The sequence below is a fragment of the Coleofasciculus chthonoplastes PCC 7420 genome (assembly GCF_000155555.1).
Classification (GTDB): Bacteria; Cyanobacteriota; Cyanobacteriia; order Cyanobacteriales; family Coleofasciculaceae; genus Coleofasciculus; species Coleofasciculus chthonoplastes_A.
Map to the genome: position 1 here is coordinate 100731 of NZ_DS989858.1, position 23911 is coordinate 124641.

17 protein-coding genes are annotated in these 23911 nt (G+C 45.7%); 8 read left to right on the forward strand and 9 right to left on the reverse strand.

Features of this window, described 5'->3' with window-relative positions:
* The first annotated feature begins 34 nt into the window (after window positions 1-34).
* From MC7420_RS23245 to recD2, 4 genes are all read left to right on the forward strand, one after another.
* Complete coding sequence (locus MC7420_RS23245) at window positions 35-2071, forward strand: FAD-dependent oxidoreductase (protein WP_006103352.1); 2037 nt, start codon at window positions 35-37, stop codon at window positions 2069-2071.
* Between the two features lie 253 nt (window positions 2072-2324).
* Window positions 2325-7376, forward strand: a complete 5052-nt coding sequence (locus MC7420_RS23250; RefSeq protein WP_044209186.1) for a tetratricopeptide repeat protein — start codon at window positions 2325-2327, stop codon at window positions 7374-7376.
* A gap of 685 nt (window positions 7377-8061) precedes the next feature.
* Entirely contained in the window at window positions 8062-10335 is a 2274-nt protein-coding gene (locus tag MC7420_RS23255) for a caspase family protein (RefSeq protein ID WP_006103464.1), read from the forward strand.
* A 178-nt stretch (window positions 10336-10513) separates the two neighbouring features.
* Entirely contained in the window at window positions 10514-12847 is a 2334-nt protein-coding gene (recD2, locus tag MC7420_RS23260) for an SF1B family DNA helicase RecD2 (RefSeq protein WP_006103445.1), read from the forward strand.
* 111 nt (window positions 12848-12958) lie between these two features.
* Here recD2 and MC7420_RS23265 read toward each other — a convergent pair whose 3' ends face one another.
* The 3 genes from MC7420_RS23265 to MC7420_RS23275 all read right to left on the reverse strand — a co-directional run bounded on the left by MC7420_RS23265 (window position 12959) and on the right by MC7420_RS23275 (window position 15803).
* Window positions 12959-13441, reverse strand: coding sequence for a DUF4079 domain-containing protein (locus tag MC7420_RS23265; protein WP_006103391.1), 483 nt, complete (start codon window positions 13439-13441; stop codon window positions 12959-12961).
* 119 nt (window positions 13442-13560) lie between these two features.
* Window positions 13561-14736 carry a nuclear transport factor 2 family protein gene (locus MC7420_RS23270; RefSeq protein WP_006103432.1) on the reverse strand — a complete coding sequence of 392 codons (1176 nt, stop codon included), beginning with the start codon at window positions 14734-14736 and terminating at the stop codon, window positions 13561-13563.
* Window positions 14737-14942: 206 nt separating this feature from the next.
* Complete coding sequence (locus tag MC7420_RS23275; RefSeq protein WP_006103406.1) at window positions 14943-15803, reverse strand: alpha/beta fold hydrolase; 861 nt, start codon at window positions 15801-15803, stop codon at window positions 14943-14945.
* Window positions 15804-15954: 151 nt separating this feature from the next.
* On the opposite strand from MC7420_RS23275, the gene MC7420_RS23280 reads away from it, so the two are divergent.
* Window positions 15955-17175, forward strand: a complete 1221-nt coding sequence (locus MC7420_RS23280) for a peptidoglycan recognition protein family protein (protein ID WP_006103427.1) — start codon at window positions 15955-15957, stop codon at window positions 17173-17175.
* A 103-nt stretch (window positions 17176-17278) separates the two neighbouring features.
* Here the strand turns inward: MC7420_RS23280 and MC7420_RS23285 are convergent, their stop codons facing one another.
* On the reverse strand, window positions 17279-18790 hold the full coding sequence (locus MC7420_RS23285; protein WP_044209189.1) for an NB-ARC domain-containing protein: 1512 nt from the start codon (window positions 18788-18790) through the stop codon (window positions 17279-17281).
* A 381-nt stretch (window positions 18791-19171) separates the two neighbouring features.
* Here MC7420_RS23285 and MC7420_RS23290 point away from each other — a divergent pair, with 381 nt between their 5' ends.
* Entirely contained in the window at window positions 19172-19735 is a 564-nt protein-coding gene (locus tag MC7420_RS23290) for a Uma2 family endonuclease (RefSeq protein WP_006103489.1), read from the forward strand.
* 55 nt (window positions 19736-19790) lie between these two features.
* Here MC7420_RS23290 and MC7420_RS23295 read toward each other — a convergent pair whose 3' ends face one another.
* From MC7420_RS23295 to MC7420_RS43480, 3 genes are read right to left on the reverse strand one after another with little or no spacing between them, the layout of a single operon-like run.
* Window positions 19791-20003, reverse strand: coding sequence for a hypothetical protein (locus tag MC7420_RS23295; protein ID WP_044209192.1), 213 nt, complete (start codon window positions 20001-20003; stop codon window positions 19791-19793).
* The gene (locus MC7420_RS43475) at window positions 20000-20134 is read right to left on the reverse strand and encodes a hypothetical protein (protein ID WP_006103443.1); all 135 of its coding nucleotides are present in this window, start codon (window positions 20132-20134) and stop codon (window positions 20000-20002) included. Before MC7420_RS43475 ends, MC7420_RS23295 begins: the two co-directional genes overlap by 4 nt.
* Window positions 20127-20255 carry a hypothetical protein gene (locus MC7420_RS43480; protein WP_269546326.1) on the reverse strand — a complete coding sequence of 43 codons (129 nt, stop codon included), beginning with the start codon at window positions 20253-20255 and terminating at the stop codon, window positions 20127-20129. Before MC7420_RS43480 ends, MC7420_RS43475 begins: the two co-directional genes overlap by 8 nt.
* Before the next feature lie 102 nt (window positions 20256-20357).
* On the opposite strand from MC7420_RS43480, the gene MC7420_RS23300 reads away from it, so the two are divergent.
* Window positions 20358-21446 carry an RNA-guided endonuclease InsQ/TnpB family protein gene (locus tag MC7420_RS23300; protein WP_006103351.1) on the forward strand — a complete coding sequence of 363 codons (1089 nt, stop codon included), beginning with the start codon at window positions 20358-20360 and terminating at the stop codon, window positions 21444-21446.
* A gap of 69 nt (window positions 21447-21515) precedes the next feature.
* On the opposite strand, the gene MC7420_RS23305 is transcribed toward MC7420_RS23300, so the two are convergent.
* Complete coding sequence (locus MC7420_RS23305) at window positions 21516-21779, reverse strand: hypothetical protein (RefSeq protein ID WP_006103416.1); 264 nt, start codon at window positions 21777-21779, stop codon at window positions 21516-21518.
* 151 nt (window positions 21780-21930) lie between these two features.
* On the opposite strand from MC7420_RS23305, the gene MC7420_RS23310 reads away from it, so the two are divergent.
* A complete protein-coding gene (locus tag MC7420_RS23310) occupies window positions 21931-22197 on the forward strand; it encodes a helix-turn-helix transcriptional regulator (protein ID WP_198016536.1) in 267 nt (88 codons plus the stop codon).
* Between the two features lie 233 nt (window positions 22198-22430).
* On the opposite strand, the gene MC7420_RS23315 is transcribed toward MC7420_RS23310, so the two are convergent.
* The gene (locus tag MC7420_RS23315; RefSeq protein ID WP_044209194.1) at window positions 22431-23573 is read right to left on the reverse strand and encodes a hypothetical protein; all 1143 of its coding nucleotides are present in this window, start codon (window positions 23571-23573) and stop codon (window positions 22431-22433) included.
* Window positions 23574-23911: the final 338 nt, after the last annotated feature.

Here is a 23911-nt window from a genome sequence, read left to right on the forward strand (position 1 = left end):
TGTAACATCTGATACGTTCTGCATTTTAACTCTTATGAAGCGTTCTCGACGTGTATCTGCCGGAAAATCTATCATTTCCTTGTCTTTTAGCCTGATTTCTCTACTATCCCTCGCCCCAATTGCCCGTAGCGTTTCCGATGGCACGCCCGATGAAACCGTCACCTGTGAAATCTTGGTGGTTGGCGGTGGATTAGCGGGTGCGGCGACAGCCTATGAAGGGTTACTCGCGGGACGAACGGTTTGCTTGACGGAGATTACCGATTGGGTAGGGGGACAGATTTCGTCCCAGGGTACCTCTGCACTGGATGAACGCCCGACTCAGCGATCGCGTCTTTTCTATTCTCGCGGTTATTTGGAATTACGGGAACGGATTCGACGCAAATATAGGGAACTGAATCCGGGGGATTGTTGGGTGAGTGAATCCTGTTTTATTCCCAGTGACGCCCACGATATCCTCTTGGATATGTTGCGGGATGCAGCCAAACGGGGGAAAGGGACACTGAAGTGGTTTCCCTCCACGGTAATTAAGGAACTCGACTATAATCCTACCGGGAACTTGATTAAAAGTGCGATCGCAATTCAACATCAACCAGCCTTGGATGCACTCCCCTTAAATACGTTTCCCCTTTCCAAAACCATTGAAGATTGGTATCAGTACCCGAATTCCCCCCGCTTTGACAAAACTATTATTCGCTTCGTTCCTCAAAACTCATCACCGGGAAACGTCCCAGATTGGTATGTTGTGGAGGCTACAGAAACTGGCGAACTGATTGGGTTGGCGGATGTCCCTTACCGCCTGGGAATTGACCCCCGTTCTCATCTCGAACCCTCGTCTTCCAGCGCCACCGGGAATCCCTATTGTACTCAGGGGTTTACCTACACCTTTGCCATGGAAGCCACCAAGGAACCGCAAAGCCATGAAATGCCACCCTTTTACCCCCAATACGAACCCTATTATAGTTATGAATTACCCCGCTTAGCCGACTTTGACTTAGTGTTTACCTATCGGCGGATTTGGAGTCCTAAAAAAGGTGAACCGGAGAAATTTAGCGGAATTTCCTTTACCGCGCCCACCGTCGGGGATATCTCCATGCAAAACTGGACGTGGGGAAATGACTATCGTCCCGGTACAGAGGTTGATAACCTTGTTTATACTCCTGACCAATTGCAAGCGACGGGACAGTTAGCCCCCGGAGGCTGGATGGGGGGGTTGCGAACCGAGAGTTTACGCAAGGCGGAGGAACTCTCCCTGGGATATTTCTATTGGTTAGTTGACGGAACAACAGACTCCCAACTTGGTGATGGCGTCAAGGAACCCCATCCCAGTTATCGTTATTTATCCGGATTAGACTCTCCCATGGGAACAGTACATGGGTTATCTAAGTATCCCTATATGCGGGAAGGACGGCGAATTATTGGACGCCCTGCGTTTGGGTATCCGGAGGGGTTTACAATTTGGGAAATTGATATGTCTCGCCGCAATTACCGGGAGGAGTATTACCGTCAAACCTTATCTCCCAAAATGTATCGCCAATTATGGACGGCTTTAGCGGGACGAGAAGCGATTTCGGTGATTCAGGGTGAGGTATCACCGGATGAGGTAAATCGACGTACTCGTTCAACCATTTATCCCGATTCGTTGGGAATTGGACATTATGCTATTGATTTTCACCCTTGCATGAGTTTCTCTCCCCCAGAAGCGCCAGGGAATACAGAACGAGAGGGGGAACGTCAGGGGGCGGGTCAAGCCTATCCGTTTCAAATTCCCCTGCGGGCGATGATTCCGCAAAAGATTGACAACATGTTAGTGGCGGGGAAAAGTATTGCTACGAGTCATATTGCAGCAGCAGCGTATCGGGTGCATTCCTTTGAATGGTCATCGGGTGCAGGTGCGGGAACGACGGCGGCGTTTGCGTTGGAGAAGGGAATTGCGCCGTTTGAATTGGTGGATGGACTTCCGCCCCATGATCCGCAGTTGCAGGTGTTGCGGCGACGGTTGGAAGCGAATAATAATCCGACGGCGTTTCCAGATACGTCGATTTTTAATCAGGATTGGGACGATTGGCGTTAAAGGAAACGTGCGATCGCGCTATTTGTAGTAGCCTGTTTGTAATAGCCTGTTTGTAGTAGCCACTTTAGTGGCTGTTCGCGCCTAAGTATTCAACCGGACATGATATTACATCTCTGTAAAGGGCGCACGTCAGTGCGCCCCTACGATATGTCACATCTGTGTTTATGTCTGTCCTTTTGCATAACCTCCCCCTGACTGAGAAATATAAGAACGAGACGGTTATAATTCCTTATATCCCTTGGCAATTCCAGCGATGCAATACCAACTGAAATATCTGGGCTTGGTTTGGGTGACAGCACTCCTGTCAGTGACGACTCCTGTCATACCAATGGGTAGCATTGCGCCACTTGTTGCCCAGGCGCAAACGGTAGAAGATCAAAAAGACGAGGCGGAACGACTCTTCCAACAGGGAGTGCAGGAATACCGCCGAGGGCAATACCAACAGGCGTTGGCAACCTATCAACAAGCGCTAGAAATACAACAAGCCCTCAATGATCAGGCGGGAATCGGACAAACCCTCAATAATATCGGTGAGGTTTATTACTGGTTGCGGCAATATGAAGCCGCTTTAGCCAGCTTACAGCAGGCTCTCTCCATTCGCCTAGCACTCAAAGACCGTGCTGGAGAGGGAGAAACCTTAGATAACTTGGGTATAACCTATTACGGCTTAAAGGACTATGATAAAGCCTTAGAAACCTTGCAGCAAGCGCTTTCTATTCGTCGAGAATTACAGGATCGCAGCGGAGAAGGCAAAACTCTCAGTAATATTGGCGCTGTTTACGCTTTTAGCTTACAACAATCGACCCAAGGCTTAGAAACCTTACAGCAAGCGCTGGCGATACAGGAAGAAGTGGGGGATAAATTTCATGCCGCAATCACCTTGCGAAGAATCGGCAGGGCGTATGCAATCCTGGAAGACTATTCTCGCGATTTGGAGTGGTCAAAGAAAGCGTTAGTTCTTAGCCGTGAGATTGGTAACCGTGCGGGTGAGGGTGAAAGTTTACTGGCGATAGGATACGCTTATTACAATTTAGAAGACTATGACCGCTACTTGGAAAATTTCCAGCAAGCTTTACCCCTAATTCAAGATGCCGGAATTCGTCCATTAGAAAGTAGTATTCTTTTGCAAATAGGATCGGCTTATTTTACCCAAGAAAAATATGAATTAGCAGTGGAATTTTATCAGCAAGCCTTACCTATTGCCAGAGAAATAAAAAATAAGTCGCAAGAAGTTCTTATCCTGATGTTGATCGGCAATAGTTATAACCAGGAAGGTGATTACATCGGTGCGTTAGACTTTTATCAGCAAGGACTAACCCTTGCACGAGAACTCGACGATAAAGTACAAGAATATCAACTTCTATCATTCATAGCCTTTAGTTACTTTAGGCAAGAAAAATATGATCTTGCAATTGAATACTACCAACAAGCATTAGCCATTCAGCAGCAACCTCTCAATGATCGCACAGCACAACTAAACACCCTCCTTCAAATCATGAGAGTGTATTATCTAAGTGTCGGTTCTGCCCATGAACAAAAAGATTATTCTCTTGCTCTTAAACAAAGCGAAACGATCATTGCTTTAGTTCCAGAAGCATTAAATATTGCGACAGAACTACAAGATTCAATAAATAAACAAGAGATCAGGCGGATAGAAAGTAGTACCTATGCAAAAATTGGTTCTATCTACTACGATTTGTTAGATTTGCCAAAAGCCCAAGAGTTTGCCGAACAAGGTCTAATTATTGCGCGACAGTCTGAAAATTTAGAAGCAGAGGCTTTTCTTCTATCGGTTCTTGCTCCCGTGTATATTTCACTGGGAGATTATGCCAAGGCGATTGAATTCTATAAGCGAGATTTAGATATTGCGCGACAACTCAAAAATCAATTTTCAGAAACGCTATCTTTAATTAGTCTTGCTAGTACTTATAATATGGTAGAAGACTATGAGAAGGCGATCGATTTACTTCAGCAAGCATTAGTGCTAACAGGAGAAATCAATAGTTCTGAATTACCCCCTACTTTACAAGACACAGCGTTGGACTTGCGAAACAATGCATTGGGGGTTTTAATCCTGGTTTACATCAATCTTGGAGACTTCGATAAAGCGCTTGAGTATGCTCAGCAAAACGTAAGTTGGGCGCAAAGTATCGCGAAATCGGATAAAGAAGCAGAGGCGCTGATTCAGTTGGCTAATGTATACACTTTGTTCCGAGATTCTGCTAAAGCTGTGGAGTTAATTCAACAAGCTTTATCGATTGCTAAAACAATAAAACATCCTCAGCTAGAGGCAAAAGCCTGGGACAAGTTGAGTGAAATTTACAATCAGCAAGGCGATCATACTTTAGCGCTGGATGCCGCCAATAAAGTAGGGACAATTGCTAAAGCGTTGGACGATCCAAATCTAGAACGGAATGCCTTGGGACAGCTTAGAGATATTTACAAAAGCCAGGGCAACTATGAAAAATCATTAGAGTTAGCGCAGCAACTTTTGACCCTAATTAGGCAGAATCAGTTAAATGGCTTTGAAATCACAGCTTTAACGAAGTTAAGTTCCAATTATCTTTGGCTGGGCAATACAGAGAAAGCAACTAAATATGGGAAAGAAGCTTTAGCATTAGCGCAGCAAAGACAAGTTCCCGGAGAGGAGCAAATAGCTTTAACCGGATTAGGTCAAATCCATAATTACCGGGGAGAATACGAGCAGGCGGTTGAATTGGCGCAAAGGAGTTTAGACATTTCCCAACGGACAAAAAACTTCTTTGTAGAAGTCGCGACTTCAAAGGTTCTTAGTGAAGCTTACGCCGCACTCGGACATTATCAAAATGTCATTAGTGTTGCTGAACCCGGTTTAGCCCTAGCTCGGAAATTGAATGATCGCTATTCTGAAGCCGAATTACTCATTAATTTGGGCAATGCTTACAACGTTATTGGTGAACACAGCAAAGGCAAAGAGTTGATTGAGCAAGGTTTGACAATAGGTCGAGAACTTCAAAATCCAGTTTTAGAGTGGTTTGGGTTAGCAAGGTTGGGTAATGTTTATACGTCGCTCAAGGATTATCAGAACGCTTTGGAGCTGTATCAAAAAAGCTTAAAAATCGCTCAGGACAACAACAGTCCTAGAGCGCAGACATTACCATTAACCCTTTTAGGGATTGCTTATTCAGATTTGGGAGATTACCAGACAAGCAGTGAGTACTATCAGCAAGCACTACCCATTTTGCGGACATTGCAAAATCGTCATGACGAAAGTATCGTTTTGACAATGATCGCCTGGAATTACTTTGCTCAAGGGGAAACTGAAAAAACCATTGATTTCGCTCAACAAGGGTTAGTTATAGCCCAGGAAATTAAACAGCCTTTTCTGGAAATAATTGCTAACGTGGCGCTAAGTATTGGTTATGCTGAGTTAGGGGATGAGCAAAAAGCCATGGAGTCAGCCCAAGCTTTTTTAACATTCACTCGAAATGTCCAAAATCTTACCTTAGAAAGGGGTGCACTGAATCTCATCGGCAGTCTACACCGTAAATTTGGCAGAAAGCAAGAAGCCATCGCTATTTACCAACAGGCATTAGCTATCAATACTCTTGAGGAAGTCATTGGTGATAAATCCTTTAGCTATGCAGGTTTGGGGCGGGTTTATGCAGAGTTAGATCAACCTAATATTGCTATTACCTATTACAAACAAGCGATCAATGACTTTGAAGAAATTCGGCGGATTAATCAAGAACTACCGCCCCAGTTACAAGAGTCTGCTCTACAAGCCATAATTGATTTTGACGGACTGACAGCCGCTGATTTTTATCGCCAATTAGCGGACTTGTTATTATCTCAAGGGCGAGATCAGGAAGCCCATCAGGTATTGGAACTGTTGAAGATACAGGAAATTCGCGATTTAGCCAGAGGTACAGTCTCAACAGATGACCAACCAGATGTACTTCTCAGCGAAACCGAGAAAAAGGTTCAAGCTGAAAGCCAATCCCTCATTGCTTTAGGACGACAAATCAATGAGTGTGAACGGATGAATTGTACTGAAAAAGGCGAGTTAAATGACCGTCTGACTGTTTTGATCCGTGAGTTTAATCAAAACTTGAAAACCATTGAAAAAGAAATTCGCTCCAACCGGGCGACTGATGATCTGTTCTTCGATCCCAGGAAACTCGCTAAAGCTAGGGAAATTGTAGAAGCTCAACCGCATACCGTCTTAATTTACCCTTTGGTGCTAGAGGAAAGACTCTGGTTAATCATGTTCTCAGAAGGGGGAGTTGTCCATAAACAAGAAGTTAATATTGGAGAAGAAGAGTTAGGAGAAACAGTTAACCAATTCCGGAGATTACTTGAAAATAACCGCTCGGATATTGCCGAAATTAAAGAAACGGGAAAACAACTCTACGACTGGTTAGTTAAACCCTTTGCTGCCGAACTGAAGCAAAACCAGGTGCAGAATTTAGTGTTCGCTTTAGATCGGGTAACGCGATATATCCCCATGAGTGCTTTGTCGGATGGGGAAAACTACTTGATTGAGAACTATACCATCTCGACTGTCTTCTCAGCCGATTTAACCAATATAAGCGATCGCCTTCCTGTGGATATTCAAGATATCCCAGTCCTAGCAATGGGTGTATCTGATGCGGTTGGTGGTTTCTCATCCTTACCATACGTCCAAACTGAACTCAATGCCATTGTGCGCCAAACAACCGATGACGAGCTAGGGATTTATCCAGGGAAAACGTTTCTTAATGATACGTTTGACTATCGCAGTTTGCGCGATAATTTGACGGGACACAAGATTTTACATCTAGCGACTCACGGAGTATTTGTTCCGGGTAGTGCGGATGACTCGTTTCTGTTGTTAGGCGATGGTGAACAGCTAAGAATTTCCGACATTCAAACGTTAACTCAGTTACAAGACATTCATCTCGTCGTACTTTCTGCTTGCGAAACAACCTTAGCGGGTTCGCGCCCAGACGGTGTAGAGATTGCTAGTGTTGCTTACTATTTCCTCAGTAATGGAGCCGATGCGGTGATGGCTTCTCTGTGGAAAGTGAATGATGCTAGCACTAGCTTAAAGATGCGAAAATTTTACAACAATCTTGCTCAAGGAACGGAACAAAACCCTGTCACTAAAGCCGAAGCCTTGCGACAAGCACAACTGGCTTTATTGAGGGGAAACTTTTCCGTTGAAGATATAGAACGAGCGGGACTTTTGTTACAAAGTCCTGAAGGCTTACCCGCCAGCGTGACGACGAATCTGAGCCATCCCTATTATTGGGCGCCCTTTATCCTTATTGGCAATGGACTTTAATGAAGTTCGTAGTCAGGGCTTTAGCCTAAAATCATCCACCTAAATCTTTCCCCACCCCTTACAGCACTTTCCGCTCTTATGGAATACGTTTGATCCCCCTAAATCCCCTATGGAACAAAAAGCGAAGCATCCTTTGGTCTCCCCCATAGAACAAAAAGCGAAGCAACATCTGGCTTCCCCCTTTTGAAGGGGGACGGGAGGGGGAGCTAATAGGGGGATCTGAAGGGGGACTTTAACGGTAGCAGGGTGTGTTAATACAGCCGTTACCCCTGTATAAGCCAGTCCGCGTAGGCGGACTTTGTTTGTGTAGCAGCGATTTCAATCGCCTTATCGAGCTGTGTCAAAATGATCAAAATTATTACGTTGGGTTTAAGCATCCTCCCCTTAATTGCCTCCATTGGTAGTATGCTCCTCGGAGGTAATTATATAGCGACAGGAATTCTTTTGGCAGTCGCCTTTTTCTTTGGCAGCGTATTTGTACTTCTAAATGTTAATAGTTCCGTTGATAGGTAGTACAGAATGTATACGCATTTTTCCTCTATTAAATTCTGCAAATAGTCCTCAAATCCTTAGCTATCAACGCTTGCAGCCGTAGAAAACCTGCTGCCTCTGCGTCCCCTGCTCCCTACCCCCACCACCAAACTTATTCAGCAACCCCTACTTACATAACCCCACAAATCAAATCATGTCCCCAATCAAACGTCGTCAGTTTTTGCAATTCGCTGGCTCCACCCTCGCCACTCTGGGCTTAAGCCAACTCGATTTCCACCGTCAAGCCCAGCAGTATGCCCGTGTTCTCGCTCAACAGACACCCCGTAAACTAGCACTCCTTGTCGGTATCAACAAATATCCCCCCGGAATTTCCTCCCTGCGTGGCTGTCTTACCGATGTCGAGATGCAATACGAACTCCTGGTGCATCGCTTTGGCTTTAACCCCAAGGACATTCTCCGACTCACCGACGATACCCCCAATAAACCCACACGCCAAAACCTCCTCGATGCCTTTGAGACGCACTTAATCGAGCAAGCGCAACCGGGTGATATTGTTGTCTTCCACTATTCTGGACATGGTTCCCTTGTTCTTGACCCCGATGCAATTCCCATTCATCCCGATATCCAGGGGTACAACGGCACCATGGTTGTCTATGATTCTCGCCAAAATAATCAAGATTTCCACGTCAACGATATCATGGGCAAGACTCTATTTCTATTGATGTCTGCCCTAAACACAGAAAACGTCACCGTTGTCCTCGATAGCTGTCACTCTGGCGGTGGCACCAGAGGAAACCTCGTCTATCGCGCCCTCGACTCCCGGTTATCGGGAAACAATGCTCAACCCAGCGCCGCCGAGTTAGCCTATCAAGAACGGTGGATGACCAAACTGGGATTGTCACCCAGTCAACTCAAAATCTTACGCACCCAGGGTATCGCCAAAGGCATGGCATTGGGTTCAGCCCAGGCAAATCAACTGGCGGCGGATGCGCCCTTTGGCGACTTTTACGCTGGGGCGTTTACCTATCTCCTCACCCGCTACCTTTGGCAGCAGCCCTTCAATAAACCCCTGGCTACTGTCTTTGCGAATCTGGCTCGGAGTACGCGGGATGTGGCTCAAGCCTCGCACCTAGAACAAGACCCCATCTTTCAGGTTAAACCAGGTAGCGACTATGCCCAAAAACCCCTCTATTTCCTTGACCCGGATACCCCCGCCGCCGAAGCCGTTGTGCGTCGTATCGAGGGAGATCAAGTTACTTTCTGGTTAGGGGGGATTTCCTCTCAGAGTTTACAAGCCTTTGAAGAAGGGGCAGAATTTAACCTGATTGATACCAAAGGACAGGTTGTTGGGGAAGTTGTGCAAACCCATCGCCTTGGCTTAGTCGGATATGGCAGGTTAAAATCCAGCCAACGGCAGACAATTCCCCCAGGAACGCTGATGCGAGAGCGGATTCGCGGCGTACCCGCTAACTTAGCGTTAAAAATTGGTCTGCACGAGTCTCTGGGTAATCAGACAGAAGCGGCTAGAGCAGTTTTAGAAACGATTGAACGGGTAAACGTTGTCCCCGTGAATGCTAGCACAGTCGCCGACTATCTCCTCGGACGAATGAGTCAGGAGTCGCTCCAGCAAGCTCGTCAGCGTGATATCGTTACCTCTGCATCCATGGGGAGTATTGGGCTATTTTCCGCCGGACTTACGCCTGTTCCCGATTCCTTTGGACAACCGGAGGAATCGATAACGCAAGCGGTACAACGCCTACGCCCCCGTCTAACTATGTTATTGGCAGGTCGGATACTGCATTCTGTCCTCAATAGCGACACCTCCCAATTGAATATCACCGTTGACATTAACCCTTTGGGGAGGCGAGGGGCTTCTGTGAGTACGGGACGCCCCTCAGAGGCGGAAGCCGAACTTGTTACCCAAACCCTGGAAACAGAGATAACCCAACTCCAGATAGGGACTGAGGTGGAGTTAGTCATTCACAACCATGAAAACCGCAGCCTTTATATCGGGGTGCTAGTCATTTTCGCCAATGGTGATATCTATGTCTTGCATCCGATAACCTGGGGTGCGCCGGAAGAAGCAGCAAAACTAGGCAGTGGCGAGTCGATGGTGATTCCCCAGAAAATCGGTGATCCGACCAAGGATTTTCGCTTAGTCGTGCAGGAACCCGCAGGTTTCTTTGAACTTTTGGTTCTCGCCAGTACAGAACCCTTACGAGATGCGTTGAAAGGGTTACAGGACATTGCCAGACGTCGCGGTGCATCGGGGACTCCCCTGGGTTTTACGGAAGATATCACAGAAGGTGCGGATAGTGAGAGTCCCGTGGCAGTTATCGACAGTTTGCTGGGTGATTTAGACCGAATGTCTCGCGGTAGAATAGCATCAGTACGAGTTCGTCGTCGGCACAGTATTGATACCACTAAACTGGCGGCTATCTCGACTATCCTGAAAGTCGTTGAATAACGTTTTAGCTCGATCATGTTGTAGGTTAGACCCCTGGAACCTAGGCGGATAATTCTTTCCGAGTAACCCAACCCAGGCAGGTTCAAGTACTACGCGCCCTCGTGAGGACAAATGAAGAAAAATTCAAATCCTATACAATTTAGGATTTCTGGTTCACCTGTTCAGGGAGCAATCAATCATGCCAATGGCTTTCCCAACAGATAACAGCGATCAATTACCCAGCCTAGAGCAAGCAGAAATCGAACAGTATCTTGCCAGTGGCATATTTCATGGCATTGGTAAGAAGACAGCCGCTTTGCTGGCGGCATATTTTGGCTCGGATACTCTTGAGGTTCTGGAGTTCTTACCCCAACGACTCAAACTTATTCCTGGGTTATCCCAATATCGGATTGATGCCATCATCTCGGCTTGGGAGAAAAGCAAGAGCAACCCAGTCCGAGGGACTCAAGCTTGGTTGCTGGGGATGGGGATATCTTTGGGGTTAACCCTGAAACTGACGGACTACTATGATCAGCGTACAGCATCTGTCCTCAACACCAACCCTTATCAGATTATTAATGAGATTGATGGAATCGGATTTAAGATAGCTGACAGTTTAGCGCTAAAGTTGGGGATGCCTCCTGATAGTCCTCTGCGCTATGAGCAAGGGATCATTCAAACTTTACAAGATGCCAGAAATCAGGGGCATTGTTTTCTCCCCAGCTCCGAACTTATTGAAGCAGCACTAGGGTTATTGAGTTGTCCCGGACATACACCGAATCCCCGGTTACTTAATCAGGTATTAGAGAATGCGCTCACCCAAAAAATTGTAGTGGAGGGACGGTTATCAGAGTCGCTCTATTTAAAACCAATTTATCGGGCGGAGGTTAATGTTGCCCAATTGATTCTGTATTTTGCCTCTCGGAGCCAACTGCCTATCGAACCGTTAAAGGAGTGGTTACAAAAACTAGAAGCAGTAGAATGGCGAGAGTCTGATCTGCTGGCTCCAGAACAGCGACAGGCACTGTTAAAGTCTTATGCCCAACCAATTAGCATTATTACGGGGGGTGCTGGGCGAGGGAAAACGCATATTTTGAAGTATTTGATCAATTGGCTAACGGAGTGTAGATTCAAGGTGGCTTTAGCTGCACCCACAGGAAAAGCGGCGACAAGAATGAAGAACGCCACCGGGTTAGATGCCCAAACGATTCATCGTCTCCTTCAGTGGCGAGGGTATGGTCAAAAGTTTGAGTTTAATCAGGATAACCCCTTGCCGATTGACTGGTTAATTATCGACGAATTTAGTATGGTCGATATTTTCCTGTTTAATTCTCTCTTAAAAGCCTTAGAACCCCATACGAGAATCGTATTGGTTGGGGATCATAATCAGCTTCCGAGTGTGGGCGCGGGAATGGTGCTGCGCGACTTACTGATATCTGAAGTTGTACCCTGTTCTCGCCTGAAAAAGATTTACCGCCAACCGGAAGAAAGTCCGATTATCTATGCCGCAGAAGATGTCATTCGTGGCGTAGTTCCTAATTTGCAGCGGTTTAACTCTCCTCTCCAATGGCAAGAGGTTTCCGATTGCGCCCTGCTGTGTCGCCACACCCCGGAAGCAATTGCTGATACCATTGTCGAGCTAGTGGCACAGATGCAGCGTGATCAGGTTAACTTAAAAGATCAGGTAATGGTTCTTGCTCCCCAAAAGAAAGGGGTGGTTGGGGTTCAAGCCTTAAATAAACGATTGCAGCCTCTATTTAACCCAAAACAACCGGAACAGCCAGAAGTGGAAACGGGGGAGGTGGTGTATCGAGTTGGCGATCGCGTGATTCAATTGAAGAATAGATATGATACAATCCCGGCGGTGATGAATGGCGAAGGGGGTTGGGTAATTGAGGTTCATCCTAAATCCCAGCCAGAACGGGTTAAGGTTGCATTTGAAGGCGGCGCGGTTGTTGATTATGTCCCCGGCATTTTTGAGCAGATTATGCATTCGTTTTGCCTAACGTGTCATAAGGCTCAAGGTAGTGAATTTCAGTATGTCATTATGCCTCTGTCGCCTTCAAACCACCGGATGCTTTCTCGTCAACTTCTCTACACCACAATGACTCGTGCCAGCTACGGTGGATTTATCGCCGTTGGTAGACCAGAAACCTTAAAGTTTGCCGTCAGTGTCGATAAACCAATGCGCCGATATACTCAGTTGCCTTTATTATTATCTGAGTCTGAGCAAACTTTAATTGATGCACTTAATCAGGTGAGAACGATGCAGGTTCCAGCATCGCCCAATCAACAATTTGTTAGCGTGGCGATGCGACTCCGTGAACTCAACATTGATGCGACTAAAGGGCAAAAGACTTCGATTGGCTCGTTGGCGCTCCAGCTTTATCAATCCCATTATAATCGCCGTCCCTCCAAGCGCCCAGAAGTGATAGAATCTGGACAAAAGTTTAAAACCTATCATTATGAAAATGAAGCGATTGAACTGCTGGATCGGGCAATTATGACTATTATAGAAGGCGATCGTCATTAACTGTAGTTGCACCATTGAGTTGTTGACATGGGTAGCGAGCAAGATGCAAAGCCTGCGGCATGGCTTCGCTTAACGCATTACAACGATTTTGCAGTTGTTGATATTAAGGTTTTAAATTGAAAGACCCAATTTTACACCAAGAACAACGTGAACAACCAGCAGAATCATAATTGTACTCCCCAAATAAGCATGAGCAGTACGAAACGATTCCTTCTTATCACCCCCAAAACCAAACGTCATCAGCGCGTTAATTCCTAACAAAATGACAGCAGAAGAACCTGTCCAAAAATGCGGACTTTCAAAAATAGGTTTATGCTGCATCACAAGGGAAAGAACTCCTCCGGTATACCCCAGCGCAATAAACAAGTACATCAACGGTGCAAGCTGACGGTGAGATGCACGACTTTTCGCCGCCACTTCCCCATCCTTCGTCAACCGACTACGCCATCCCATATAGGCGACAAAACTACCAAGAACAAATATCACGATTCCCATCATGACAGGATGTCCCCAGTGAACAATCGGTTCAGGAACGCCTAACGTGCGAAACCACGCCGCGATAGGTTCTAGGACTTGACTCAGTTGTTCTCCCATCGGTTTAAATTCATCTTTCGTTACATCTATCTATTTTGACACGTTTTGTGCTTTAAGCAACTTCAATGATTTGCACAAAACCTGAGACATAAGACGAATGACATAAGACATAAGACAAATCAGATAATCAGCCAAACCGCCAATCCCCAGAAGGGAACATATCGCAGCCAGCGCCCCCTTTTATTAGAGGGAATGACGGCGGTTAACAGTACACCCTGGAAAATGGAAAACAGCACCAAATCAACACAAAATGCGATAGTTACGCGGTTACTCATTAGCAGTTCTCTAAAATACTGCGCCCTCTGTGCTAAATCTCCAAACTCCGGTCTTCCGACAAAACCCCATACAATAGCTAGAGTACCCACAATCAGTCCTATCCATCCGAAAAGACGAGCTAGCCAGCTTTTTTCAGGTTCATCCTTGTCTTGAGGAGGGGGAACGGTATAACGCAGCGCCATATAAGGCGTAAGAATCACATTCGTCAGGAACATTGCCACACTCCACATCAAAACCTTAGGTAAATGGCGTCCTCTTTTGTCAAGTAACAGTAAGGGGAGAAACATAAATATCCAGGCTTCGGCAAAGTTAAACAGTGCTTCCAGGGTAGGGTGAACCGTCGGGGACTCCATGACATGAATACCCACCGCATTGAGAATCGGTAAGATCAAGAAAAAATTGAGCGACTCATCTAGAATTTCCTGTAAGGTTTCGGGTTGAATTGCCCAAATTGGTTCTCCGGGAAGAAGTTGATTGGGTGGAGAGAGTAAGAGGACATAAGTATAGACTATCGCCACCAGTGCCAACGCGATCGCAACCCATGGCTGAGGTTGTTCTGATTTAGCCATAGCATGGGTTTCTGGCTGGCGTTTCAGCAGTCGTCGTACCAGAGGAGTAACCAATCGAATAATCCAGAATGCAACTTTACCGGGTTTAATTGGCGGTTCAACCACATCACGGGCGTAAATTAACTTACCCGTGGTTTCAGACAGGCGATAAAAGCTGACGCCTCGTCCATTGGGAAAGGGAATACCATCGAGTTCAACATGCCAAAGGACACCCGTGGAAGATGAATCTCCTGTTGTAATATCATCAATAACAAATAGTAAGTCATCGGGTACACCTTGATAGGATTCTTCAAAAAGCTGCTGAACGGCGGCTTTCCCACGAAAGGGTTGGGGAAAGTTGAGATCCTCATAGACGCACTCATCATCGATGCAGTCTATAGCGGCGGAAATATCCCTGCGGTTGATTGCCTGATACAGGGATTTAATCATCAAGTGAGCAGGTTTTGTCATGTTGGCAGTTTGTAACTCTCATTAAAAATGTATCGTGAATGAGAGCGCAGGTTATGATGGGTAGACCGGGTTAAGCCGTTCGGCATTTAAACCTTCTTAATGTCAATAATGGCAAAATTGTTGTAATGCGAGCATCTTGCTCGCTACTAATACCCAATTTAAATGCATGACAGCTTAAGCTTGTCAATCAATTAAACCTATGAAGATCATCCAGGTTCAGCGGTAGCTTCTCTATGTTGCTCTAAAAACGCTTCTACCGTTCGGTTAAATTCTTCTGGCGCGACTAAAAAGGGCCAATGATTACCAGGAACCTGACAAACTTGTAAATTTTTCAAATAGGTTTTATAGGGTTTCAGTTGCCAGTCTTGGCGATTCACCCCTTTTTCCGGTTGCACGAACAGGGTAGGGATATGAATCGGAACCGTTAATCCGGCGACGAGCATCACATCTTCAAACGTACCATCACGGGCAGCCACGGTAAACTTACTCCCCCAAGAACCATCGGGTTTCTGTTCAATACTGGCTTGAAAAACTTGCTGCTGTAACGGCGTCCAATCTTGATATTGACTTAACTGGCGTACTTTCTGTTCAGCGTCTTCATAACTCTCAAACGGACCCATTCCTTTGAGAAACGGTAAAATCCGGTATAACAAAGGGAATGTAACCTTGAGCATACTAGGCATTTTCCAGATAAAAATCGGATCAACCAAAACCATGCTGCGAAACCGTTCGGGATGCTGTTTTGCCCAAATCGGGGCTAATTTACCCGTCCAGGAATGTCCAATTATATGGGCTGATGACCATCCCAAGTGATCCATCAGGGCTTCTAAGTCCGCGATCGCACTGGCAAAGGTATAATCATCGTCAGGCTTACTACTCTCCCCATGACCCCGCATATCGGGAGCGATGATATGATAACTCTCAGCCAGATACTCGGCTAAACTCGACCACACTAAAGCGTGATCCGCTAAACCATGGAGCAGTAGCAAGGGTTCAGAACCTTGATTCCACTCTAGATAAGACAGTTGGATTTCAGGTAAGGATACAGTGTTCCGTGTCGGTGTCATTTTACGTTCGGTGGTAGTAAACCCGAACGTAGAATAGCAAATCTCAACAAAAGATAACGCATTCTACTGAGCAGGAATTAGGTAGAATCAGAACGAATGAAGGAACAGACCGCGATGGGTAAGTCACATTGAATGGAGGGAGACAATCGGTATGGCATTTACGGCTAGTGTTATTTCTACCAAGGAATGGGACGCCAGACCCCCAAGACAGTGGGCAGGAGAAACGCGACCGCAATATATTATCATTCATCATACGGCAACTCCTAACCCCCCTAATGATGTATCGAGAGGCACATTGACAGGAGCCAAAACCTTCACCCGCAGCATTCAAACTGCCCATGTAGATGGCTTTGGCTGGATTGATTCGGGTCACAATTTTTTGAACACGACGGGCGGATATTTGTTAGAAGGCAGACATGGAAGTCTGACGGCGGCTAAACAAGGACGCAGTGTGCGTTCATCCCATGCGGGTAGTAATAAAGGGAATCAGTCGCCAGGTATTGAAAATGAAGGCACATTTATCACCTATCAAATGAATGCCAAACAGTGGGATAGTTTGGTTGAATTATGCGCCTCGATTTGCTCAACGACTAAGATTAACCCGGATAATATTCTCGGGCATCGCGACTTTTCTCCTACTCAATGTCCTGGAGATTGGTTATATAGTCAATTACCTCGCTTACGCCAGGAAGTCCGTCAGCGATTAGGAGCATCTTTCATCGAAGTTTTGCGGGAAGGAGACACCGGACTACGAGTGAAAGAACTCCAACAAATTCTCAGCGCTCAAGGGTTTAATCCGGGTCCAATTGATGGTATTTTTGGCGCGGGTACTGAAGATGCGGTAGTTTTGTTCCAAAAGTTTTATGGGTTAGAACCTGATGGTTTGGTTGGACCGAATACGTGGAAGGTGTTAGAACGGGTGTCTCAACCGACACAGCCACCTCCCATCGATACTGGGACTCCGACAGCGCCGGATACAACACCGGGGGGAAGTAAACCTTTGAATCCACAAACTCCTTTCACCCAGGTTCAACTCCTCGATACCTATAGGTATTACCGGGAACTCCCCCATCAAACCCAAGCCATTCAGTGGTTACAAGCACAACTATCTGAGGCGACATTGGTGGAGTTTTCCCAAAAATGGCGCAATCAACCGTTAGAGCCTTTTTTACCACTCCAGGAAGGTTCCGTGGGTTCCCAAGTGAAGCAAGTCCAAGAGGTTTTGCAGCAAGAAGGCTTTGATCCGGGTCCTGCTGATGGGATCTATGGTGCCAAGACAAAAGCCGCCGTTATTGCGTTTCAGCGCTCAAAGGGGATGACTGCAGATGGGATTGTGGGGGCGGTGACGTGGTCTGTTCTGAATTTAGTATAAAACGCTGGAAGTCTAACTTTTGATTGTACTAAATGTTGCCTACATGTCTTACTTTGATTGAATGTAGGAGGATGTCACCTTAAGTGTAAGTTGGGCAAAACCTTCAGAACTCCTGAAGAAGTGCCGTGAGATTGCATCGGGCATAGCCCACAACTTGAGGAGAGCAATCCTGTAGCCGGAAGAGAATTTGCAGCAGGGTTTGAGAGAAGGAATCGCCATACACATGAAACAATTGTTCCCGGAGTTGAAAGATAAGACGATCGCCTGCAATATCATCAGTACCGGGGCGCATTAGCCAGTGGGTTCTCAAGATGTGCAGATGGCTGATATCATCGCTTTGGATAACCTGATTAATTTCCCTGACGGCTTGTTCTATTAATCGATCCGTTGCGACTTTCATCACCATGGGTTGCAGGGTAAAGGAGGGTGTATCAGCGCTGAATCGTTTTTCTAGGAGCGATCGCGTCTCTAACGCCGCAATCCCAGTTAAAATGACACTCGGATCAGAAGCATAGAGCAAATGGCTTTGCAATCGGCATAATGTGATCGGTTCCTGCCAAATGGCTAACCAGTAGGCAATGGATCGTTCAGATTCAGACAATCTATCGAATTGCTGGGTGAGTAACGCTTGCAGGCGATCGCCGATAACGATAGTATTCTGGAGGCGAAACGCGGTAACATTCCCGGCAAAAATCGACTGAATCAACGGTATTATGGTTTTCAATGCCAATGGATTACCCCGGTACAGTTGGCACAGAGCCGATAATCCCTGTTCTTGACCCGTGAATCCGCCAGTTTGCAGTAATGCCATTGCATCAGCCTGTTCTAAGCCTTGCAACCTGAAGCAGCGAACCCCTTTCGAGTTAGCCGCGATCGCATCAAATCCGGGGAGTTGTTCGCGACTGGTGATTAGAATACAACTCTGATGGCGTTTGCGGCTTAAGGTTTGCCACAATTTACTGTAGTCCTCAATATTGTCTTTCTGGTGCAACACCGAATCAAACCCATCAAGTACCAGTAGACAGCGACGCTGTTGTAGATAATGTCTGAGTTGCCTTATTCCTGAGTGAATATCTTGAATAACGGTTGGTTCAAACGTATTCAGGATACTGTCGAGTAGCGTTAGCAGGGAGGGTTGGTAAGTTAGCGATCGCCATAAGAGACAATCAAAGTCAGACTGGATGCGATCGCATAGAGCAACGGTGAGGGCGGTTTTGCCAATCCCACCCATTCCGACAATTGCCACGAGTTTACAATTATCTTTAGTAATCCACTCCTCTAACTGATTTAACGATTGAATTCGTCCATAGAAATGATCCAGATCCGGCGCTTCATCCCAATCAATCAGGGGAGACTGGAGTTCCGGTACATTAGGGTTTAGGCTTTCTGGGAATTGTGCGATCGCCTGCCAATCGCTGATACCCACGGCTTGACAGATAGAAATAAAGGCATCTTTTTGAATCCGTTCCCCGCGCCAAAAGCGGCGTAGAGTCGCTCTAGAGGTATGAGCATCCTCCCACCAACAGGCGGTGCTAGTTTTCGTCCAGCCATAACGTTTCCTGGCTCGGTCTACAATGGTTAATCCTTCTGTGGATGCGGAGAGCGAGTTAGTCATAGTAGCATGAGCGATGAGGATAGTATCTGCCAAGAACTCAAGTTCTTGGCTTATAGCTTAAGTCCATTAAAATGGACTAAAATCCCTATGAGGTGTTCAATAAGCTTATCCAAAAGAGGCGTATCCATCTTGCTCTCCTGCCCACAATTCTCAACTTATTCTAGTTTAGCTAGGGGACTCTAGAGCGTCGATCCAGTAATAGCAGCTAGTAGAGGGGAAGACAGAGTAAGTCATGTAGAGACATATCCTGGCACGTCTATCAATTGTAGGGGCGGGTTTAGGAACTAAAATGCGCTTACCCCGCCGATAACTGTTCAACAAAACCCGCCCTTAATCGTTATGGGCTTGATACAATAGCAGTCTGCTGGTCAAGGTAACTTAATGGTACAAACACCGACTAAAATTCTAACATTAGAAGAGTTTATCGAACAGCCAGAAACCGAACCTGCGAGTGAGTATATCAACGGGCAAATTATCCAAAAACCAATGCCTCAAGGAGAACATAGTGCCATTCAAACTGAGTTAGCCCCCGCCATTAACGCCGCCCTCAGATCAAAGCGAATTGCGCGGGCGTTTTCTGAACTTCGGTGTACATTTGGCGGACGATCAATTGTGCCTGATATTGCTGTATTTACTTGGGAGAGGATTCCCCGACAGGAGAATGGTAGGGTGGCGAATATTTTTGCGATCGCGCCGGATTGGACGATTGAGATTCTCTCCCCTGACCAAAGCCAAACAAAAGTTACTAAAAATATTCTGCACTGTTTAAAGTACGATAGCAAGATGGGATGGCTCATTGATCCAGAGGAACAGTCAGTCTTTGTTTATCGTTCAGATCGACCAACGAATGTTTTTGATCAACCAGAATCACGTTTACCCGTTCCAGAATTTGCTAAAGACTTCAATCTGACTGTGAGAGAGTTGTTTGATTGGTTGTTGGAGTAATAGGTTAGGAGGCGATGAAATTTCTGGGCAGGTTGGAGGCGGCGAAAGAGAGTAGTCATTGGGGTGTCTCTGGATTATCGTCTGAATCAGTGTCTTTTGGTGTCACGTCAAACATAATCTCGAAGGAAAGGGTGGGAATCAGGCGGCGGAGGACTTGCAGGTGTCCTTCAGCGTCACTTCGGCAGCGAAAGCGTCCGACAATGCGGGTGTGCATATTGGGCAGGGGGTTGATAATGCACCAGGGGAAAAGCTGTTGTTTGTAGCTCATGAGACTTTATTGGCGGTGAGGGTGGATTGTTTGACTAATGTGCGTTGAATGATGTTGAGGAGGGTTTGGCGCTGGGGTTCGTTGGTTTGGGGCTTGAAACTGTAGTTTAATTTCTGCTCAAAGCTACTCATTCCTAAGCTTTTTGACTAGTTTTTTTCGTGCCATGCGTTCAATCACATCACTCAGACTATTGGCTTTTAATTCTGACTGCTTCTGTTCTAGCCATTGGATTGCGATTTCGGTCAATGTCATAGTAAACCGCCGCTTTGACTCGCCATAAATCTTCTTTCTCGGCATCCTAACATCTCGGTATTGTTCATATATAATAAGAGTATGACCTGAGAGGTTAGCTAAATGCTTTTAGGATTCAAGACAGAATTAAGACTGAACAACAAGCAACGAACCGCATTAGCTAAACATTGTGGTGTTTCTCGCCATGCGTGGAATTGGGGTCTAGGTTTAACCAAGCAAATACTTGATCACAATCGGGACAATCCAGAGGATAAAATCAAGTTCCCCACTGGGATTGACCTGCATAAGTGGCTAGTAGCGCAGGTTAAACCCATCTGTCCTTGGTACTATGAGGTGAGTAAATGCGCTCCCCAGTATGCGCTAAGGCAGTTAGCCCAAGCATGGAAAGATGCGTTTAAGAAGAATAAAAAACCACCTCGGTTTAAGCGTAAAGGAAAGCATGACAGCTTCACTCTAGACGGGTCAATTCAGCTTGACCATTTCAAGATTAGAGTTCCTAAAATTGGTTGGCTGAGGACGTATGAGCGATTGCCCGTTCGATTTCAGCCCAAGTCTGTGACTATATCCAGAACGGCTGACCGATGGTTCATTAGCTTCAAAATGGACTTTGAATTAGTCAACCGCCCCAAGCTTTATCCCGTAGTGGGAGTTGATTTGGGAATCAAAGCATTAGCCGTCTTGTCTACAGGTATCGTGGTAGAAGGAGCAAAAAGTTACCAAAAGTACGAGAAAAAGCTTTCTCGTATGCAATGGCTAAACCGTCACAAACAGATTGGTTCCGCTAACTGGAAAAAAGCCCAAGTCAAGATAGCCCGTCTGCACCGCAAGATAGCCAATATCAGAAAAGATACATTACACAAGCTCACCTCTTATTTAGCCCAGAACCACAGCAGAATAGGAGTGGAAAATCTTAATGTATCCGGAATGATGGCTAATCACAAATTAGCTAAAGCCATCCAAGATATGGGCTTTCATGAGTTTAAACGCCAATTAGAGTACAAATGTCAATTGTACGGAGCAACCTTGGTTGAGGTAGATCGATGGTATCCTTCAACCAAAACTTGCTCCCAGTGCCACACCGTTAAAGACGAAATGCCCCTATCTGAGCGGGTTTTCCGGTGTGACAACTGCGGATTTGAGTGTGACAGAGACTTAAACGCATCACTCAATTTAGAACTTGCCGCCAGTTAGGTGGTTTTAGCCTGTGGACTGGTTGAGTGCCGTCACCACCAGAGTGAAGCAGGAAGTAAGCAGCTTTCGTTAGGTCTGACTAAGGTTGACCAGCTTTGAGTAGGTCTTATGTAACGGATGAAGTATCCAGGCGCTGATGGGGGCGGGTTGGTAGGTTAGGAGGTAGCACTCCTCGATTTTTCTGCCAGTTCCTCTGTGATTGAGGGGGGTAATTGTCCAAGCGGCTTGTTTAGGGCGCTTGCGGGTGATGTAGCCCTGTTTTTTGAGGGCGGTTTTTAGGGCAGCAATGTCTGTGGCGACGCGATGAGCTTCGGTCGCTTTGGATTTTTTCATGGATATTTGATTAAGATGAGACACTAACTAGGGAAAGACCAGCCAGTTAAGCTGTAACTTGACGGAACCAGCTAAACCTACTGGTCTTTATATCCTGTTCACAACATGAACTTTAGCTCCGGTTGCTTGTCCTTGTCAAGAGCTAAAGTTCATGAATTTTAGTTCCGCTATGACTGATTCAAACGAAGGGAAATCTCAATTAAGACTATTCAGAGAAGCTGCGGGACTTACCCGAGCTGAACTTGGAAACCGTATGGGAGTTTCTGAGCGCCAGATTTACGACTGGGAAAATGGGGTCAAACTGCCAAGAGTGGATCGGGCAGTTGCTTTGGCTCGCGAGCTAGGAGTTTCAATTCAGACTGTCTGTAGTGCGTTAGGTATAGATGTCACTGGTGTTCCTGACGGTGATGGTGATTAAAACATCTGATAGTTTGTGTGAACAAGACAGATAGGCTGGTCTTACAACATGGCAGTAAACAACCCCATGACCAAAAAACAATCATCAGAAGGTGAGTCACCGTTAAAGATACTGAGAGAAAGGCTAAATTTGACGCAAGAGGAGCTGTCGAGACGGTGTAGTATTACTCTGCGGACATACGACGTGTGCTGGGAAACTGGTGAGGCAACGCCTAGACCAACAATTTAATCTATTTATTCTTTATTGTCTGGCTTTCTAAAATTTAATTTTTTCTTCGCTTTTCTTCGCTTTTTTTCTTCATCAATTATTTTTTTGTCCTCACGTATTGTTGTGTATCTGTACAATGCTACAGAAATATCCTGTGGTTGTAGTGCCTCCCAGCTTTCATGACCATCTCCATATTCAACCTGATTTAGATTTATTTGATTAATAAATTGTTCCTGCTGTGCCGTTAATTCTACATCAGTATGAGGATTTTTAATGACAAGAGGTTTACTGGCTTGTTTTCTCCACCCATAGCTTAAGCCAGAATATTGATTTTTAATAGTGACGATTACCACAGCCGAAATCAACCTGGAACCCTTGACTCTTTGTCTCCGTGCTTTTGTCCCAGGCCAAGGTGCTGTTCCTATCGCATTCAAAGTTGTTGTCAAATCCCACTGTTCTGTATCTGCTAGAGCGGAGTATACTGCTTGTTTAAGGCTGATAGAAGAAGGTGTCCCGCTATCATTAATTTGATGTAGCTTTTCAGAAGCACCTAGAAAAAGAACGAGCGGTTTATAATTTTTATTTTTGCCAGATTTTGCCCAGTTCCTGGCTTGCTTTGCCTTTTCCTCAATTTTTTTATAAATTGGGTGGTTTTCAGCACATCTTGGTACATTTGGGGTTGGAAAGGATGAAGACACAAAACTTCCTTGTTCTATCCCTTCAATTATCACAATTACATTTGCATTTTCAGTTTCTTCAAGACATAAAGTTGACTTAAAGTTACCCGATTCAAGCTCAGCTACAAAGGTTTTCCATTTATCTGTCTTAAGTAACTGTCTCCAGGAATTGTTTGGCGGTACTTGTACATCTTTGCTGGTATCGGCTGGCTCAAGTCTGATTCTTAGAGGTTTTGAATCAGCAACCTTTCTTTTAGATAATTCTTGTCCCACCCAAAAGGGAAAACGTGTTATATCAGTTTCCTGTTGCGGGTTACGAGGGGTAATATATGCAACTTCCACCCAAAAAGGAGCGCATTCATCAGGTTGCAAGAAAATATCAGGGACTGATTCTTGATCTCCCTCAGGCTGAATTAGAGATGAAACTTCTGAGTTTGCTACATCTCGACTATGATGCCTTGAAATAACCGCAGAAGCTGTTGCCTGTAGCACGATGAGTTCCCATAAGTGAGATTTCGTCTGTTCATGTTCACTTCTAAGACGCCATCGAAGTTTATGTAATTTTGCGCCGAGCCACCTCTCACACTGAGACAGTAAATATTCTGCTTGAGATTCGCTAATCACTCGTTCAAATATGTGGGTTTCTAGAGTTAGATGAGAGTCAAGAACCTATATTCTAGCAAATCCGCCTTGTGACACATCGGGTAAGGGTACAATACGAAAACCTCTGTGGGCAATGCCCACCCTACGGGATATCAAGGGTTTCGACAATTTCGACTTTAGATGAATTAGAGCCGATCATCCCTGGGCGATCGCACTTCTTTTGAACT